Source organism: Microbulbifer maximicatervae (SeqCode), assembly GCF_052468295.1.
Genome location: NZ_CP174340.1, coordinates 2,048,531 through 2,064,382, shown reverse-complemented (window position 1 = coordinate 2,064,382; position 15,852 = coordinate 2,048,531). Strand labels below are relative to the sequence as shown.

Sequence of the window (15,852 nt, the reverse complement as noted above, 5' to 3'; positions counted from 1 at the left end):
TGTATGGAGTCAGGAGATTTGACTTAAATAGTATGGTTAGAAGCTGTTTCATAACTTGAAATCAGTTATTCTTGCGACCTCATGGAATGATAAGACCAGTAAGTGTGAGTAGATTTAAGTCAGAATTAACCGACGCTCAGTGGAAATTGATTGAGCCTTGCCTTCCCCAGCTAAAACGTGGAAAAGGAGGTCCCAAACCCATTGATAACCGTGCATGTTTTGAAGGTATCTTGTGGATTTTGCGCTCAGGAGCACGATGGAAGGATCTCCCCTCATCTTACCCTTCGCCGAGTACTTGCTGGAGATGGCTCCAGTTTTGGGAAGAGCAAGGCGCTTGGTTGGAGGCTTGGAGAAAATTTCTCGGACAGCTCGATCAAAGATCCCTGCTTAATTGGGAAGAAGTCTTTTCGGATGGTAGCTTTGCTTCAGCAAAAAAAGGGGAGCAGAAGTCGGAAAAACTAAGCGAGGCAAGGGTACAAAGTGGATGGTGGTGGTCGATGGCGAAGGTATTCCATTGGGAGGCACCGTTACTTCGGCCTCACCAGCAGAAGTAAATTTATTACATCCACTACTCGATGTTACCTATGAAAATACAAAAATTCGACGACTAGTGTACGACAAGGCTGCAGATTCTGATCCACTACGCCATAGTTTGGCCCGCCGTGAAATTGACCTGATTTGCCCTCACCGTAGGAATAGAAGAAAACCTTCGAAACAAGATGGCAGAAAGCTTAGGAGATATGTGCGACGTTGGAAAGTTGAGCGAACTTTTGCATGGCTAGGGAACTACCGTCGTTTAGTTGTCAGGTGGGATCGCTACTTATCTTCATACAGAGCTTTTTTCTATATTGCCTGCATGTTAATTACGCTAAAGAAGTTATGAAACAGCTTCTAGTAAAACTCTATCTTGTGAGTCAACCTTTGCCCCTTATTGCTCTGCCTACTTTCTAATTAAATTCACAGGAAAAGTACAAGCTTCGTATATTGCTATTTAATTGTGTGCGATGAGGTGAACCCAAATGGGTACGATTGTTTTGCTTTAGGTTTCTTATAAGGCTCCCGTCTAAAAATAGTAATTTTAACTTATTGATTAACTTTTCTGAGTAAGTGTATCTTTCTATTTGTTCCTGCCTATTAATGAAAATAGATAGTTTGGCGGTGATTTTCGCAATGTGGCGTGTATCTACTGTGTTGAAATTTTCTGGTATCGGTAGATAGTGATACCAAGATTTGATTTTTAGTGCATATTGAAATTTGATTTTTTTCTGGGGGAGCTTATGGATCTGACTATTTCTATTTTAGGGCATGCACTTACAGCTATCGCGGCTCTTTTGGCAATTCATGGGAAGACATGGGATGAAACCCAAATTGGCCTGAAGAGGGTAACCAGGATAGGCGGTGTTGCAGCCGGGGTGGCAGTTGTTGGTCTGGCGCTTTCAATCTTTCAGACTATCGATAAGTATCAGGAAAAAGCTGCTTATAAGGAATATGCAATTTCAAAAATTGAAAAGGGGTGGAGCAATCTTTTTGTTCCCTTTGAGGCGCTCCACTACCAGGTGACAGGCTTGAAACCCAAAAAGGGGGAGCACCTGGAGTTTGCCGAGTTGGTATTGAAGGAAAATCTATTGGCCAGCTTTGATAAGGTGGACTTTAAAGAAGTTCATCGATTCCCCAAGTTTGGGACAGTTGGGAATATGGTTTGTGCACAAACACTTTCAGGTATGGGGACGGTTTCCAGATATATTGAAGAGTACTCAGATCATTTGGATTTAGAAATCAAGGCTTCGGTAGAAGAGTTGCAGTTAATGCCTGCTTTTTCCACACTAATACGATTTGGCGGCTGTCCCGGTATTAAGGGGCGCTCAGTCAACGATCCTGATCGTTATCAGGGGAAATTTGATACTCCGGAAATGCGAGCTTACATCAGGAAGCTAATCGCATTTCAGAAATTAATAGGCTAGGGGGTAAGTACTTAGTGGAGAGATAGCAAAACGGCAGCTCAATAGCATACCGTTTTGCAGTCGGCCGTGATCAGGGTCATATATCAGACGGCTCGACCTTGCTTCTTGAATATTGTGATGGCGCTGATAGTGAGTTCCTTGACTAAAGCCTCAAATTTTTGCAGCGGCATATTTCTAGCCGGAGCAATATTCAATAGGTGCTCGCTGACTTGAACGAGTTTCAACCCTTTTGGGGGGTGAATGTGGGCGGGAAATCTACAAACCCATCCTGTTAGTGGTAGTTTGTTGATAGCTTCTCTATCGAGAGCTTGAATTCCTTTGCCGTTGGCAATGATTACTTCGATATCATCAAGGTGGGTGGTATCAATGTTTTGTGGTTTTCTTGGTGTTGAGTTAGGTTTTCTAAAACTCTCGAGTTTTAAAAGTTCTTCGTAGGTGATATAGAGTTCTTTTCCAGACATTCTGATCTCCTTCTCACGGTCATCAACTAAAACTTGTGTCCGATGCTCCTGAGTACTTTGGATTGAATCGGATCGCTTTTATTTTTTAGTGTTTATTAATCTAGTTGTTATTCCAAGAATCGCAATCAAATTCGATGATTGCATCATATAGACAGATTGATACTTTGGGCAATGTTTTAAGCTCTCAATAGGGGGGCTAAGAATATTCCAGCGACTGATTGTGTAGAAAATTCACGAAAACCGCCATTGTGAGTTGAGTTTGTTACTTGCTGGACTGGGTAATTTATTATTTTAAGCGTTGGCGTAATGCTTAAAATAATAAACTGCCTTGCAGTTATTCAAATTTATTTATATTTCCTTTTTGAGGTGGTGCTTGAAGGTTTATCTGGTTGATTGAATTTTGGAGCGTGACCTCTGGTTTTGGCCAGCTTAATAACTCGTTTGCCTTTTATTTGATGCCTCACAGGTGGTTCTCTTCTGGGGTCTCCAGGTGGAGTGGGAGAGGTTTATTTAATTTCATTTAAGAAGTCTTGCGTCGATATATCTTTTAGGCATGTGATACATCCTGGCGCTGGTAAGTAGGTCGAGTTTTAGATTAAAGCAATCCTTGTAAGACAGAATTGCAAAAGCTGGCGTGCATAATGCTTATCTCGGATACAACCTATAAAAATGGATAAGCACTATGGAAGAGAAGGATTCGATTGACAAAAAAGTGTCGAGTAAAAAAATTAGCCGTAGAAATTTTACTAAAGGGGCGATGCAACTGGGTATTGCTGCCAGCGCGGCTTCAACAGGATTGGTTTCCGCTCTCTCAATGTTGGATCGGAATTTCTATGATCAATATGACTACGTGATTGTTGGGTCGGGTGCGGGTGGGGGGCCATTAGCGGTAAATTTAGCAAAGGCGGGATTTTCTGTTTTGGTGCTGGAAGCTGGTGCTGACGATCCTAGTGATGACACCCATAATATTCCAGCATGGCACCCCTTCGCGTCTGAAGACCCCAAATTGAGCTGGGACTTTTTTGTTAAGCATTATGCAGATATCAATCAGCAGAAACTGGACGAAAAATACGTTTCCGGGAAGGGAATCCTCTACCCACGGGCGAGTACTATCGGTGGTTGTACCACGCACCACGCACTGATTACGGTCTATCCACATAACAATGATTTTGACCGCATAGCACGGGATACAGGGGATATTTCCTGGGATAGCGCAAATATGCGGCGATATTTTGAGCGTTTAGAGCGTTGTGAATATGTGCCCCGCCCAATTTTCTCTAACCCATCCCGCCACGGTTTTGATGGTTGGCTGCCTACGAATCGCGGCAACCCCGCGTTATTGCTGGAAGACCCGGCGATCTTGAAAGTTGCCCAGGCTGCGCTGGCCAAATATGGGCTCGAAGGGGCCTTGGAAAAAATTATCAGCGGCAATCTTCGCCTGGATATCAATCATTGGGACGTGGCCAGTGGCCAGGAAGGGCCTTTTATCGCCCCTATGGCAGCAGATAGTCGAAACCGCCGTACCAGTGTGCGCGAATACCTCTTGGATACCCAGTCAGTTTACCCAAACTTGCTTCATATTCGTACAAATTCACTGGCAACTCGTGTGTTGTTTGAGGGGAATACTGCTGTTGGAGTGGAGTTTTTAGAGGGGGCGAGCCTGTATAAGGCAGACCCTTACCATGACGAAAGTGGTACTGCCGGAGTCTTAAGGCAAGTGCGGGCAAATCGCGAGGTTATCTTGTCTGGAGGGGCCTTCAATAGCCCGCAACTTCTCAAGTTGTCGGGAATTGGTCCCGCCCATGAGCTCCGAGATCACGGCATAGAGCCCCTGGTAGATCTGCCTGGGGTAGGAGAGAACCTCCAGGATCGCTACGAGGTCGGAATCGTTAGTGAGATGAGTGAGGATCTTGCCCTTCTTAAAGATTGCACTTGGGGGGAGGGGAATGATCCTTGCTTAAATCGCTATCGCTATGGCTGGTTCAATCAGGGGCCCTACAGTGGAAATGGTCCAGTATTGTCTCTGGTCAAACGTTCCAAACCGGAGCTGGAAGATCCCGACTTGTTTATTTTCGGAGTGCCCTCCGATTTCCACGGATACTTTCCCGGGTACTCCCAGGCGTTGCGGGACTACAAAGACCGTTTCTCCTGGATTGTACTGAAAGGCCATACGAACAATACCGCCGGACGTGTGACCCTGCAATCTGCTGATCCCAGGGATACGCCGGAAATCAACTTCCACTATTTTGGTGAGGGTAATGATGCTCTGGGAGAAGACCTTCAGGCAGTTGTTGAGGGGGTAAAAATTTCCAGGGATATTATGTCGGGCCCTATTGTGAGCAAGCAGGTCTCCAGGGAATTATTGCCCGGTAGTGAGGTTCAATCAGATCAGCAAATTGGCGATTTTGTTAAGAACCAAGCTTGGGGGCATCACGCTTCCTGTTCCAATAAAATGGGGCCTGCCAGTGATCCTATGGCAGTTGTCGACAGTAAATTCCGGGTTCACGGCACCAATAATTTAAGGGTGGTGGATGCTTCGGTGTTCCCCCGAATCCCCGGTTTTTTCATTGTGGTGCCGGTCTATATGATCAGTGAAAAGGCGAGCGATGACATCATTGCTACAGCAACTGGGCTGAGCGCTTGAAGATTGGTATGTGAAATAAAAAGCCCCGCGTTGCGGGGCTTTTTATTTAGAACGAGATGTTCTTCGGTGTGCGCGGGAAGGGGATTACATCGCGGATGTTGCCCATGCCGGTCACGTAGGACACGATGCGATCAAAGCCCAGGCCAAAGCCCGCATGAGGCACGGTGCCGTAGCGGCGCAGGTCGCGGTACCAGTCCAGGTGTTCCTTGGGTACATTCATTTCATCCATACGCTCATCGAGCTTCTCCAAACGCTCTTCACGTTGGGCGCCGCCGATAATTTCGCCGATTCCCGGTGCCAGAACGTCCATTGCGGCAACAGTTTTACCATCGTCGTTCATGCGCATGTAGAAGGCTTTAATGTCCTTTGGATAGTTCATTACGATAACTGGCTTTTTGAAGTGCTTCTCTGCCAGGTAGCGCTCGTGCTCAGAGGCCAGATCAATACCCCAGGATACGGGGAACTCGAACTTCTCTTTGCAGCTTTCCAGGATTTCAATCGCTTCGGAGTAGTTGATGCGGGCGAAATCGTTGTCGACGATATTCTCCAGGCGGCTGATAGCCTCCTTGTCGATGCGCTGGGCAAAGAAGGCCATATCATCGGCGCGCTCTTCCAGTACCGCTTTGGATACATACTTCAGCATTTGCTCGGAGAGATCGGCTACATCTGCCAGGTCTGCAAAGGCAACTTCCGGCTCAACCATCCAGAACTCTGCCAGGTGGCGAGTGGTATTGGAGTTTTCTGCACGGAAGGTGGGGCCGAAGGTGTACACCTTGGACATGGCCAGGCAGTAGCTCTCAACATTCAGCTGGCCGGATACAGTGAGGAAGCTCTCTTCGCCGAAGAAGTCCTTGCTGTAGTCCACTGCACCTTTATCTGTGCGCGGTAAGTTCTCCATATCCAGGGTACTGACCCGGAACATCTCGCCAGCACCTTCACAGTCAGAAGCGGTGAGAATTGGGGTGTGCACGTAGAGGAAGCCGTTCTCGTGATAAAAACGGTGAATCGCTTGGGCGATACAGTTACGTACGCGGGCTACGGCACCACTGACATTGGTGCGCGGGCGCAGGTGAGCGTGTTCGCGCAAGTGCTCCATAGTATGGCGCTTGGGGGACATGGGATAGGTATCCGGGTCTTCCACCCAGCCGACAACCTGGACTTCGGTGGCGAGCAGTTCGATAGACTGTCCCTTGCCTTCGGATGGTTTGATGGTACCGAGGATATCTACCGCGCAGCCGGTAGTCAGGCGCTGCACTTCTGACTGGTAATTGTGCAGGTGATTCTCAGCAACCACCTGGATCGGATCAAAGCAGCTACCGTCGTGTACGGCCAGGAAAGAGAGGCCGGCTTTGGAGTCGCGGCGTGTTCTGATCCAGCCTTGAACGCGGACTTCTTCGCCCTCGCGACCGCTGGATTTCAATAGGCTATCTACGGATTCGACTTTTACTGTCATTTTCTATCGGTTTCTCATTAGTCCGGAAGGTGGTGTTCTGTCAGCTTGCCTAAAAGTTGACCACCCCACCAAGGTGAAGTTACGGCGGGCATATTGACTGGTTGTAGAGGGGAAATCCAGTCCCTTGGCTATCGGGCAGCTCTTCAAAATCTCCCTAAGGACTTTGAAGAGCTGTTATGGCCTCTATATTGGTGATGTCTCACCAGCGGATTGCAATGGGGGTGCCGATTTTTACGAGAGCCATAAACTCATCCATCTCGTCATTGGTAAGGGCAATGCAACCATCAGTCCAGTTAAAACGTTGGGTGATTGGAGCGAGCCAGCCCAGTCGATTGCGCTGGCCATGGACCATAATGAAGCCACCTGGCGAGACTCCCCGAGCCTCAGCTTGAGCGCGGTCTTCGGCATTGGGGTAGGAGATATGCATTGCCCGATAATAAGAGGAGTCTTCTTTTTTGTAATCCAGCGTGTAGTGTCCCTCGGGGGGTTTTTCATCGCCTTCCTGCTGCTTGTGTCCTTGGGGTTGCCCGCCGAAGGCTACATGGTAGCTCTTTATAACCTTGTTGCCATCGAGCAAGTGCATTTTGTTTTCGGACTTAATCACTTCCATCAGGGTGACTTCAGCCTGGGCAATAGTGGTTAATGTAAAAAGCAGAATGGCGATATAGCGCACGGCTTGTAACTCCGGTTGGAGGTGGTTGATTCAGATTGCTGTGATATAAATTTTCCGAATCAGCAAAAGGGCGGGGCTGAATTATCTTGCAGCTGCAGCTGCAGCTGCAGCTAGAGTGGGGTGCTTCACTTTGGGTGAGGCAGGCAGCTTCAGTTGAGCGCCTGCCAGGATGTGCTAGATCAGCCGCTGGGTTTTTTCACTGTGTGTAGGACGGTGTCCTGCTCAAAGAAAACGTAGAACTCGCCGTATTCCCAGCGCGTGATAGCGGGTTCGCCAATTGGCCCCTCAATACCAAGGGGTTCTCCCAGGCGTGAGGTCACATCATGTTTTTTAAGCCCACGGACTTCTTCAATGGTGAGCTCCCCACCCTGGGTGCCTACGGGTACTTCAATGGTTGTCGCCTGGGCGCCAAAAGTAAGAAGTAGTGCCATTGAGCCAGCGAGACAATTCAATCCGCTGCGGAGTCTGCTGAACATTTTTTGTTCTCCGATGTAGATGTTCCATTAGCCGTCCCATTAAAACAGAATTTCCGCCAATGCTCCTGTTCTTCTTCACGTTTTCGCGCCAAGAATAGAAATAAATGCGCCTCTTTGGGATGTTAGGTGCCATGAGTTGACGGCTAAATTCTTGCAGCGCTACTACTTCGAATTTTGATGCGATTTAACAGAAGACGGCTTAGCTGGCTGTATAGGCGCCTATGCTAGGCTGTTAATTATGCTTGGCTTGTCGAGCGGACAAGAATGAGGCTGGTTAATACCTTTTCAATTCTCGGCCTTCTTATTGGTTCTATCTGCTTTGCGCTCTCCCTTACGCCATCCCTTATTCCTCGCAGTGATGTAATGCAGGGAATACTGGGGGGCGTTGCATTCTTTGTCGGCTATGTTTTCGGCGTCTTTCTGAGTTGGCTTTGGAAATACCTGGGTATCCCCAATCTGCCGATTTCCACATGGCAAAGACGTCTATTTGATCGAAGTGTATTAGCCGTATGTCTCCTTCTTTTTCTTGTTTCTCTCTGGCAGGGAGTGAAGTGGCAGAACTCTATCCGCGCCCTTATGGGTATGGAGCAGGTTGGTACCGTAGAGCCTATTACGATCGCTGTAATATCTCTCCTCATGTTCCTGGTGTTGTGGTGCTTGGGAAAAGGGTTTCAGCGAATAGTTCTCCTGGTGGCCTGCTATGTGGAGCAGCATGTGCCTGAGCGAGTGGCGATGCTTGTGGGTGTGTTGGCGGCTGTGCTCCTTTACTGGGCTGTTTTTAATGGGGTGCTGTTGAAAGCAGGTTTGCATGTGATTTCATCGACCTATCAGCGGCTAGATAATTCTTATGCGAAGAGTATTCCCCCTCCGGCAGACCCCAATCTTCCTGGTGGCGCCAATTCGCTGATTAAGTGGGATGACATTGGCAATCAGGGGCGCCGGTTCTTAACGCTGGGGCCGACAGAGGAAGAAATAAAAGAGGTGGCTGGTTCTGCAGTACAGCCCATCAGGGTTTTCGTTGGGCTTGATAGTGCTGTGACGCCCATGAAGAGCGCTCAGTTGGCGCTGGAGGAATTAAAGCGGGTTGGTGCATTCCAGCGTGAGATCTTGTTAGTGGCAACTCCAACCGGCGCCGGCTGGGTTGATCCAGGTGCCGTAAATTCCTTAGAGTTTTTGTATCGAGGTAATACCGCCACTGTTGCGGCGCAGTACTCCTATTTATCCAGCCCGATAGCGCTGATGGCGGATGATTCTGAGGGGCTCGAGTCGGCGCGAGCACTGTTTAAGGTCATTTATGATTATTGGGCGGAGTTGCCAGAAGATGAGCGGCCCCGAGTTTACTTGTTTGGCCTCAGTCTTGGCGCTCAACTTTCCGAAGACTCCTTCGACTTCTATGACATTATCGATAACCCGATTGATGGAGCCCTTTGGGCTGGGCCGCCCCTCGGTGTAGGCATGTGGAGCCGGATTGTCAGAAATCGAGATCCGGGCACTCCCGCCTGGCTGCCAGAGTTCAAAGGGGGGGAGGTGGTGCGCTTTGGTAATCAGTACGGAGGCTATATTGGTCGTGAGCCATGGGGTGAGTTCAGGATTGCATTTTTGCAGCACGCCAGTGACCCGATAGTATTCTTTAGTGTGCGCTGGGCGCTGGAAAGGCCCGACTGGTTGAACCATCCCAGAGGACCTGATGTATCGCCGGATCTCCAGTGGTACCCTCTAGTTACCGGCTTGCAGCTGCTGGCAGACTTAAATGTAGGGCTCGCTCCGTTATCTTTTGGCCATCGGTATACCCCGTGGGGGTACACCTTGGCGTGGCTCGCCCTTACAGAGCCAGAGGAGTGGGATGAAGAGGCGTTGAAACGCCTGAAGGCCCAGCTCAAGACTTACAACGTTCGGTAAACTTGCCTAAATCTTTGGATTTCCTGACGTTTTTCCGTTTAAATCGACCCTATGTTAAAACCTGTCCCCCTATTTATTGGTCTGCGCTACGTGGCTGCCCGCCGCAGGCAGCAGTTTATTTCCTTTATCAATGGCTTTTCTCTACTGGGAATGGCCCTTGGAGTTTTTGCGTTGATTGTTGTCGCTTCTGTTATGAACGGCTTCGATCGTGAGCTTAAAACCCGAATACTAAGTGTTGTACCTCACGGCTTTGTCGAGCGGGAAGGCGGCCTTGTGGACTGGGAGACACCTGCACGGCAGTTGGAAGCTCAGCCATATGTCGAAGCGACCAGCCCTTTTGTGAATGGCTACGCCCTCTTGAGTGCTCATGGCAGCAGTCACGGTGCCCAGTTCCAAGGTGTGGAACCGCAAGCGCTGCGCAAGGTGTCTACCGTCGGTGAGCATATGGTGATGGGTAACCTGGATTTGCTCGAGCCCCGCAGCTACGGGGTGGTTCTGGGGCGAATCCTTGCCCATCAGCTCAATGTGATTCCCGGAGATTCGGTAATACTGACCCTGCCAGAAGTCAGCGTGACCCCCGCTGGTATATTCCCCAGAACAAAGCGTTTCACGGTTGCCGGTGTTTTCTCTGTGGGTGCGCAGGTGGATCAGAATCTCGCGCTGATCAATATTGAAGATGCTGCGCGCCTGACCCGGATGACGGGTAAGGTCCAGGGGCTGCAGTTGCGCTTTGACGATATGGACAATGCGCTGGGGCTTGTTTCTGTTTATGCAAATGAGCTGGGCGAAGGTTTTCAGGGTGAAGATTGGGGGGATTCCCAGGGAAGTCTTTTCCAGGCAGTTAAAATGGAAAAGACCGTTGTCACGTTGATGCTGATGATCATTGTCGCCGTGGCCGCATTCAATATTGTCTCCGCATTAGTACTGATGGTTGCGGATAAGCGCTCCGATATTGCAGTGTTGCGGACATTGGGGCTCACCTCCCGCCAGATTATGGCGGTGTTTGTGATTCAGGGGAGTGCCATTGGCATTATCGGCGCTTTTGCCGGTGCTGTTTTAGGCATCGTGATAGCGATGAACCTGACTGAAATGGTGACCTGGATTGAGTCGGTGGTAGGCGCCAAGATATTTGACCCCCGTGTTTTCTTTGTTAGTTACCTGCCTTCTGAATTCCGTGTCGGCGATGCAGTGGTGGTGCTAACGGCGGCAATTTGTATGAGCCTGTTGGCAACGATATTTCCTGCCTGGCGAGCGGCACAGATTGAGCCGGCGGAAGCTTTGCGTTACGAATAATTTATATAAGTCGGCCTGTTTTGGTGTGATTTATAGATGTTGAGAGACAGCGAATAGTTTGATGAACAGTCGAGTGGAAATAGATACGGAAAAAGCGCAGCCAGCTCCGGCCCCGGATGGTGCTGTTTTGGCTTGTCGGCAATTGCGCAAACATTATCGCCAGGGAGGCCGGGACCTGGAGGTTCTGAGTGGTGTTGAGCTTGAGGTAAAGCGGGGCGAGAAATTGGCCATCGTCGGCGCTTCCGGCTCTGGTAAATCGACACTGCTCAACTTGCTTGGTGGTCTCGATACCCCAAGCTCCGGTGAGGTCTGGGTTGCGGGTAAGAATCTCGCTGAACTCAACGCCAATGAGCGGGGCTGGTTGAGAAATAGCAGTCTCGGTTTTGTATACCAGTTTCACCATTTGCTTAACGAGTTTTCCGCCCTGGAAAATGTCGCCATGCCATTACTGATAGGTAAGCGTTCAGTTGCCGAAGCTCGCAAAGAGGCAGAGGCGATGCTCACGGCGGTAGGCCTGGGTGAACGCATGGGGCACAAGCCATCACAGCTTTCTGGCGGTGAACGGCAACGGGTGGCCATTGCTCGAGCACTGGTGACAAGGCCTGCCTGTGTTTTGATGGATGAACCCACCGGCAATCTGGATCGGGCTACGGCGGCAGAGATCCACAAGTTGATGGATCGCTTGAATCAGGAGATGGGAATTAGCTTTGTGATCGTTACCCACGACCCGGATCTGGCGGCGGCCCTGGATCGCTGCCTGCACCTGATCGATGGGCGGCTGACTGCTGACTGGCACCAGGGTGATCATGTTTAAGCCACTTCCCGCCTATATTGGGCTTCGCTATGCCGGTGCCCAGCGTAGAAATGACGATTCTGCCGGTTTGGTCTCATTCATTTCCGGTTTGTCGATGATTGGCCTGATCCTCGGTGTTGCCTTGATGATTGTGGTGATGTCGGTGATGAATGGTTTTGACCGGGAATTGCGCGAGCGAATCCTGGGAATCATGCCTCATGTCACTATTTACAACGGGAGCCCTGACGTGGATTGGGCCCAGTTGCGCCAACAATTGGTTTCTGACCCTGCGGTTCTCTCTGCGGCAGAAGTGTGGCAAGTCAATGCGCTTGCCAGGCGTGGGGCTGAAGTGACGCCGCTGTTGGTGCAGGGGGTCAACCCGGAGACAATTACTGAAGTCTCCAATATCGGGGACTTCCTTGAATCCTCATCCTTCGATGCCTTGCTTGACCCGTCTGAACCGGGTGTGGTTCTGGGTAAAGGGCTCGCTGAGAAGTTGGGGGTTGAGGCGGGTGATTACCTTTCCCTGATTGTACCAAATAACGATAGTGCCACCGGTGCACGCAAGGCAGCCAGGGTTGCTGGATTTAAAGTGGCGCAGGTTTTTCACTCTGGCACTGTATTGGATCAATCTCTCGCCCTGGTTGCCTGGCAGCAGGCCAGGACTCTGGCTGGAGGTAGCGGTGGGGCAGGGGTCCAGTTACGGGTCAATGAAATGCTCGAGGCCAACTGGATTATGCGGCGTCTTCTGCAAGACCTGCCTCGGGGCAATTTCTACGGCACTGATTGGAGCCGAACCCACGGCAACCTCTACCAGGCTATTCAGATGTCCCGCAACCTGGTGGGGTTACTGGTTTTCCTGATTATTGCGATTGCCGCTTTTAATGTGGTTTCCACTTTGGTGATGGTGGTTATCGATAAGCATACTGATATCGCCATCCTCCGTACTATGGGTGCCAGTACCCGGCAGATTTTGCTGACTTTTGTGAGTCAGGGGGCGCTGGTCGGGCTTGTGGGGGCTGTAGTTGGCGGTGCGTTGGGGGTGTTAGGCTCTCTGACGGTGACCAAATTGGTAGCGGGGTTGGAGTCAATGCTCGGCATTCAATTCTTAAAGTCTGATGTCTATCCCGTAGATTATTTGCCGTCCCAGTTGGTATGGGGAGACGTGGCACTGGTTGTGGCGGCGGGCTTTCTGCTTAGCTTGCTGGCAACTTTGTATCCGGCCTTTAAGGCCAGTCGGGTTCAGCCGGCAGCGGCCTTGCGTAATGAATAAGTCGGGCCGGGCTTTTGGGTAGGGTATCAATTTTTAGAAGATATCTACCGGTGCCCGCCGCAATTTTGGCTTGGGTGCTGGCTGCCTGTTTTACCTTGATGCTGGATGGGTGGTACCTACGGGTTTTTTGTCCGCCTGATATGCGTAGTGGTTCCGTTTGCTACGCAGAGGGGTGGGAGATCTGGCCCATTTGGATTGTTTCACTGGGAGCGGTACTTTCAGCGTTTATGGTGGTGTGGGCGGCAGCGTTGGCTGCGGCTACCGCCAAAATTAAGGTGGCCCGCAAGGCTTTATTTGTTGGTGTTATTGCAGCTCTGGTGCTAGGTGCTCTTACCGAGTATTACCTGCAGACATTGTTGGCAATTGCCTCAGGGGCTTTTGCCTGTTGGAGCCTGCAGAGGGTTTACAGCGGGAAAAATTAACTGACCGCTGATCGCCTTTGGATTCGCAATTTCCATCTTTTCACAACGTGCCAGCGCCAGAGGGCACGCATGGCAAAATAGGCCACTGTCGCAAAGAATGCCCCGGCAATCAGAGAGCCGGTAAATAGTGGTAGCCAGATCTTCCCGACTTCACTGGTCAACCATTCCCACGACAGTTCGATGCTGAAATCCACCGGTGGCGCCCCCAGAACCCAGGCGCCGAGCTTGTAAGTGCTAAAGAAAATAGCCGGCATGGTGATCGGGTTACTGATCCATACAAGAATCATCGATAAAGGTAGATTGCAGCGCAGCCAAAGTGCGAGCAGGGCGGCTATAACCATTTGCCCTGGCAAAGGGAGGAAGCTGGTAAATACGCCAACCGCAAATGCGACCGAGACTGAGTGTCGGTTCAAATGAAAAAGGTTGGGGTCGTGGAGAAGAGTCCCCAGAAATTTGAGGCCGTTGTTGGCTCTAACTTCTTCGGGGCTTGGCAGCCATCGCCTGATAATACTCTTCGGCATAACTCTGTCTGTAACCTGGGTGGTGGCAGCCTAAAACAAGCGCTGTTCCGAGGCCTGGATATTCTTTCTGTGGGATTTTCCCTAAGCCCCAAATAAAGCATAGAGCGCTCGCGTTAGTCGAACAGGCTCATCTGGCGCGGGCGCTATTATGCCCACTTAAACATGGCAAGACTACTGCTCTGTTGAAAGTCACCTATTTTGCCCTATTGTCAACAATCCTTAATGTTTAATCGGGGATGCCTGCAGTTGACGAGAGCATGCTGGTGATTTAATGTCATGCCCCATTAAGATTGTCGACAATCTAGGTCTTGCATGACTGTAGTTGGTACTGCCGGTTCAGCTTCAGAGGAGCGCCAAAGTCTTGCTGAACGCTTATTTCTGACTTTGCGCGCTGAAATTGTGGAGGGGCAAATTGCCTCTGGCAGCAAAATTAGCGAGCCGGAACTGGCGCGCCGCTTTAATGCCAGTCGCGGGAGTTTGCGCGAAGCCGTGATGCGCCTGGAGTCTTTGGGGCTGCTGGAACGCAAGGTCAATGTCGGAGCCCGGGTTGTAGAGTTAAGTGAGCGCGGCTTACTGGAACTCTATGAAGTTCGCGAAGCCCTTGAGGGGATGGCTTGCCGTCTGGCAGCGGAACAGCGCACCGAGGAAGACCTGGTTGAGCTGCGCCAAATGCTCTATCACCATGAGCAGCAGGAAGAGCTGCAGGCCGGTAAGGCGTACTTCCAGCCGGAAGGGGATTTTGATTTTCATTTCCGCATCGTGCAGGCATCAAAGAATGATCTTCTGATCGATACCCTGTGCAATCGACTTTATTACCGTGTTCGTATGTATCGCTACCAATTGGGGATGGCCAGTCCCCGGGCCCAGCGGGCTTTCCGCGAGCACAACCATATTATTGAGGCCATTGAGGCCGGGGATGGTGAGCTGGCGGAGCTGTTAATGCGCCGGCATATCCGCGCCTCGAGAATAAACATTGAAAAGAAACTGAGGTAGAGCATGAGCCAAAAGCCTTCTGCTGGCGCGCGTTTCCGCGCTGCACTCGCCGAGAATCAACCGCTGCAAGTGGTTGGTACCATCAACGCCTATTCCGCCATTATGGCCGAACGTATTGGTCATAAGGCGATTTACCTGTCTGGCGCCGGTGTTGCCAACGCCTCCTACGGTCTGCCGGACTTGGGTATGACCAGCCTCGATAATGTACTGGAGGATGTGCGCCGTATAACTGCTGCCAGTGAGTTGCCGCTTTTAGTGGATATCGATACTGGTTGGGGTGGCGCTTTCAACATTTCCCGCACCATTAAAGAGATGATCCGCGCTGGAGCCGCTGCAGTACACATCGAAGATCAGGTAGCGCAGAAGCGCTGCGGCCACCGCCCGAATAAAGAGATTGTTTCCAAGCAGGAGATGGTCGACCGTATCAAAGCGGCAGTAGATGCCCGTACCGATGATGATTTCTTTGTAATGGCTCGCACCGATGCCTTTGCACAGGAAGGACTCGATGCGGCTATTGAACGCGCCCAGGCTTGTATTGAGGCTGGCGCCGACGGCATTTTCGCGGAAGCGGTTACTGAACTTGAGCACTATCGTGCCTTTAAAGACGCGCTAAATGTGCCGATTTTGGCGAATATTACCGAGTTTGGTAAAACCAAGCTGTATAACGCCAAAGATTTGGGCGAAGCGGGCGCAGATATCGTACTGTATCCGCTGTCGGCGTTCCGTGCGATGAACCGCGCGGCGGAAAATGTTTATACCAGTATCCTGCAAAATGGCGATCAGCAAGCGGTTGTCGACACCATGCAGACTCGTGAGGAGCTGTACAATTACCTGAATTATCACGAGTTTGAGCAGAAGCTGGACGAACTTTTCAATAAGTAGGCATTACGGAGTTATTCAGAGGCTCCCAAGCAGCCCGGTGCGAAAGCCGGGCGCTGCGCTTTCAATTGGATGAACACAGCAAATGTGTATACAACAGGGGAAATAAGA

Annotated in this window: 16 protein-coding genes; 11 read left to right on the top strand and 5 right to left on the bottom strand. The window is 50.5% G+C overall.

Annotated elements, in window-relative coordinates; genetic code table 11:
• The first annotated feature begins 86 nt into the window (after positions 1–86).
• The 3 genes from ACJJIQ_RS09380 (at position 87) to ACJJIQ_RS09370 (ending at position 1,961) form a co-directional block, all read left to right on the top strand.
• Positions 87–554 carry a transposase gene (locus ACJJIQ_RS09380; RefSeq protein WP_445364446.1) on the top strand — a complete coding sequence of 156 codons (468 nt, stop codon included), beginning with the start codon at positions 87–89 and terminating at the stop codon, positions 552–554.
• Positions 485–883 carry a transposase gene (locus tag ACJJIQ_RS09375; RefSeq protein ID WP_252083229.1) on the top strand — a complete coding sequence of 133 codons (399 nt, stop codon included), beginning with the start codon at positions 485–487 and terminating at the stop codon, positions 881–883. The genes ACJJIQ_RS09380 and ACJJIQ_RS09375 overlap by 70 nt, the downstream gene beginning before the upstream one ends.
• 394 nt (positions 884–1,277) lie before the next feature.
• Positions 1,278–1,961 (top strand): hypothetical protein, encoded by a 684-nt coding sequence (locus ACJJIQ_RS09370; RefSeq protein ID WP_444941879.1) that lies wholly within the window; start codon positions 1,278–1,280, stop codon positions 1,959–1,961.
• Between the two features lie 83 nt (positions 1,962–2,044).
• On the opposite strand, the gene ACJJIQ_RS09365 is transcribed toward ACJJIQ_RS09370, so the two are convergent.
• A complete protein-coding gene (locus tag ACJJIQ_RS09365) occupies positions 2,045–2,422 on the bottom strand; it encodes a hypothetical protein (RefSeq protein ID WP_413665631.1) in 378 nt (125 codons plus the stop codon).
• Positions 2,423–3,104: 682 nt separating this feature from the next.
• Here ACJJIQ_RS09365 and ACJJIQ_RS09360 point away from each other — a divergent pair.
• Positions 3,105–5,066: a GMC family oxidoreductase gene (locus ACJJIQ_RS09360; RefSeq protein ID WP_445364445.1), complete on the top strand. Its 1,962-nt coding sequence runs from the start codon at positions 3,105–3,107 to the stop codon at positions 5,064–5,066.
• Positions 5,067–5,112: 46 nt separating this feature from the next.
• Here ACJJIQ_RS09360 and asnS read toward each other — a convergent pair whose 3' ends face one another.
• From asnS to ACJJIQ_RS09345, 3 genes are all read right to left on the bottom strand, one after another.
• Positions 5,113–6,519, bottom strand: a complete 1,407-nt coding sequence (asnS, locus tag ACJJIQ_RS09355; protein ID WP_282932626.1) for an asparagine--tRNA ligase — start codon at positions 6,517–6,519, stop codon at positions 5,113–5,115.
• Between the two features lie 199 nt (positions 6,520–6,718).
• Positions 6,719–7,192 carry a L,D-transpeptidase family protein gene (locus ACJJIQ_RS09350; protein WP_445364444.1) on the bottom strand — a complete coding sequence of 158 codons (474 nt, stop codon included), beginning with the start codon at positions 7,190–7,192 and terminating at the stop codon, positions 6,719–6,721.
• A 179-nt stretch (positions 7,193–7,371) separates the two neighbouring features.
• Positions 7,372–7,668: a hypothetical protein gene (locus ACJJIQ_RS09345; protein WP_282932628.1), complete on the bottom strand. Its 297-nt coding sequence runs from the start codon at positions 7,666–7,668 to the stop codon at positions 7,372–7,374.
• 264 nt (positions 7,669–7,932) lie between these two features.
• Between ACJJIQ_RS09345 and ACJJIQ_RS09340 the strand changes: the two genes are divergently transcribed.
• The 5 genes from ACJJIQ_RS09340 (at position 7,933) to ACJJIQ_RS09320 (ending at position 13,348) form a co-directional block, all read left to right on the top strand.
• Positions 7,933–9,567, top strand: coding sequence for an alpha/beta hydrolase (locus ACJJIQ_RS09340; protein ID WP_445364443.1), 1,635 nt, complete (start codon positions 7,933–7,935; stop codon positions 9,565–9,567).
• A 51-nt stretch (positions 9,568–9,618) separates the two neighbouring features.
• Positions 9,619–10,860: a lipoprotein-releasing ABC transporter permease subunit gene (locus ACJJIQ_RS09335; protein WP_445364442.1), complete on the top strand. Its 1,242-nt coding sequence runs from the start codon at positions 9,619–9,621 to the stop codon at positions 10,858–10,860.
• Positions 10,861–10,921: 61 nt separating this feature from the next.
• Positions 10,922–11,674, top strand: a complete 753-nt coding sequence (lolD, locus tag ACJJIQ_RS09330) for a lipoprotein-releasing ABC transporter ATP-binding protein LolD (RefSeq protein WP_282932629.1) — start codon at positions 10,922–10,924, stop codon at positions 11,672–11,674.
• The gene (locus ACJJIQ_RS09325) at positions 11,667–12,926 is read left to right on the top strand and encodes a lipoprotein-releasing ABC transporter permease subunit (protein WP_445364441.1); all 1,260 of its coding nucleotides are present in this window, start codon (positions 11,667–11,669) and stop codon (positions 12,924–12,926) included. Before lolD ends, ACJJIQ_RS09325 begins: the two co-directional genes overlap by 8 nt.
• A 50-nt stretch (positions 12,927–12,976) precedes the next feature.
• Positions 12,977–13,348, top strand: coding sequence for a hypothetical protein (locus ACJJIQ_RS09320; RefSeq protein ID WP_445364440.1), 372 nt, complete (start codon positions 12,977–12,979; stop codon positions 13,346–13,348).
• Here the strand turns inward: ACJJIQ_RS09320 and ACJJIQ_RS09315 are convergent.
• A complete protein-coding gene (locus ACJJIQ_RS09315; RefSeq protein ID WP_413665638.1) occupies positions 13,345–13,869 on the bottom strand; it encodes a DUF2062 domain-containing protein in 525 nt (174 codons plus the stop codon). The genes ACJJIQ_RS09320 and ACJJIQ_RS09315 overlap by 4 nt on opposite strands.
• Positions 13,870–14,181: 312 nt before the next feature.
• Here ACJJIQ_RS09315 and ACJJIQ_RS09310 point away from each other — a divergent pair, with 312 nt between their 5' ends.
• Positions 14,182–14,862 carry a GntR family transcriptional regulator gene (locus ACJJIQ_RS09310; RefSeq protein ID WP_282932633.1) on the top strand — a complete coding sequence of 227 codons (681 nt, stop codon included), beginning with the start codon at positions 14,182–14,184 and terminating at the stop codon, positions 14,860–14,862.
• Between the two features lie 3 nt (positions 14,863–14,865).
• Positions 14,866–15,744: a methylisocitrate lyase gene (gene prpB / locus ACJJIQ_RS09305; RefSeq protein ID WP_445364439.1), complete on the top strand. Its 879-nt coding sequence runs from the start codon at positions 14,866–14,868 to the stop codon at positions 15,742–15,744.
• Positions 15,745–15,852 lie beyond the last annotated feature (108 nt).

What these genes read in the sequence shown, in the direction of transcription:
- ACJJIQ_RS09380 (WP_445364446.1), top strand. Translation starts at nt 87, where the DNA reads ATGATAAGACCAGTAAGTGTGAGTAGATTTAAGTCAGAATTAACCGAC.
- ACJJIQ_RS09375 (WP_252083229.1), top strand. Translation starts at nt 485, where the DNA reads ATGGTGGTGGTCGATGGCGAAGGTATTCCATTGGGAGGCACCGTTACT.
- ACJJIQ_RS09370 (WP_444941879.1), top strand. Translation starts at nt 1,278, where the DNA reads ATGGATCTGACTATTTCTATTTTAGGGCATGCACTTACAGCTATCGCG.
- ACJJIQ_RS09365 (WP_413665631.1), bottom strand. Translation starts at nt 2,422, where the DNA reads ATGTCTGGAAAAGAACTCTATATCACCTACGAAGAACTTTTAAAACTC.
- ACJJIQ_RS09360 (WP_445364445.1), top strand. Translation starts at nt 3,105, where the DNA reads ATGGAAGAGAAGGATTCGATTGACAAAAAAGTGTCGAGTAAAAAAATT.
- asnS (WP_282932626.1), bottom strand. Translation starts at nt 6,519, where the DNA reads ATGACAGTAAAAGTCGAATCCGTAGATAGCCTATTGAAATCCAGCGGT.
- ACJJIQ_RS09345 (WP_282932628.1), bottom strand. Translation starts at nt 7,668, where the DNA reads ATGTTCAGCAGACTCCGCAGCGGATTGAATTGTCTCGCTGGCTCAATG.
- ACJJIQ_RS09340 (WP_445364443.1), top strand. Translation starts at nt 7,933, where the DNA reads ATGAGGCTGGTTAATACCTTTTCAATTCTCGGCCTTCTTATTGGTTCT.
- ACJJIQ_RS09335 (WP_445364442.1), top strand. Translation starts at nt 9,619, where the DNA reads ATGTTAAAACCTGTCCCCCTATTTATTGGTCTGCGCTACGTGGCTGCC.
- lolD (WP_282932629.1), top strand. Translation starts at nt 10,922, where the DNA reads ATGAACAGTCGAGTGGAAATAGATACGGAAAAAGCGCAGCCAGCTCCG.
- ACJJIQ_RS09325 (WP_445364441.1), top strand. Translation starts at nt 11,667, where the DNA reads ATGTTTAAGCCACTTCCCGCCTATATTGGGCTTCGCTATGCCGGTGCC.
- ACJJIQ_RS09315 (WP_413665638.1), bottom strand. Translation starts at nt 13,869, where the DNA reads ATGCCGAAGAGTATTATCAGGCGATGGCTGCCAAGCCCCGAAGAAGTT.
- ACJJIQ_RS09310 (WP_282932633.1), top strand. Translation starts at nt 14,182, where the DNA reads ATGACTGTAGTTGGTACTGCCGGTTCAGCTTCAGAGGAGCGCCAAAGT.
- prpB (WP_445364439.1), top strand. Translation starts at nt 14,866, where the DNA reads ATGAGCCAAAAGCCTTCTGCTGGCGCGCGTTTCCGCGCTGCACTCGCC.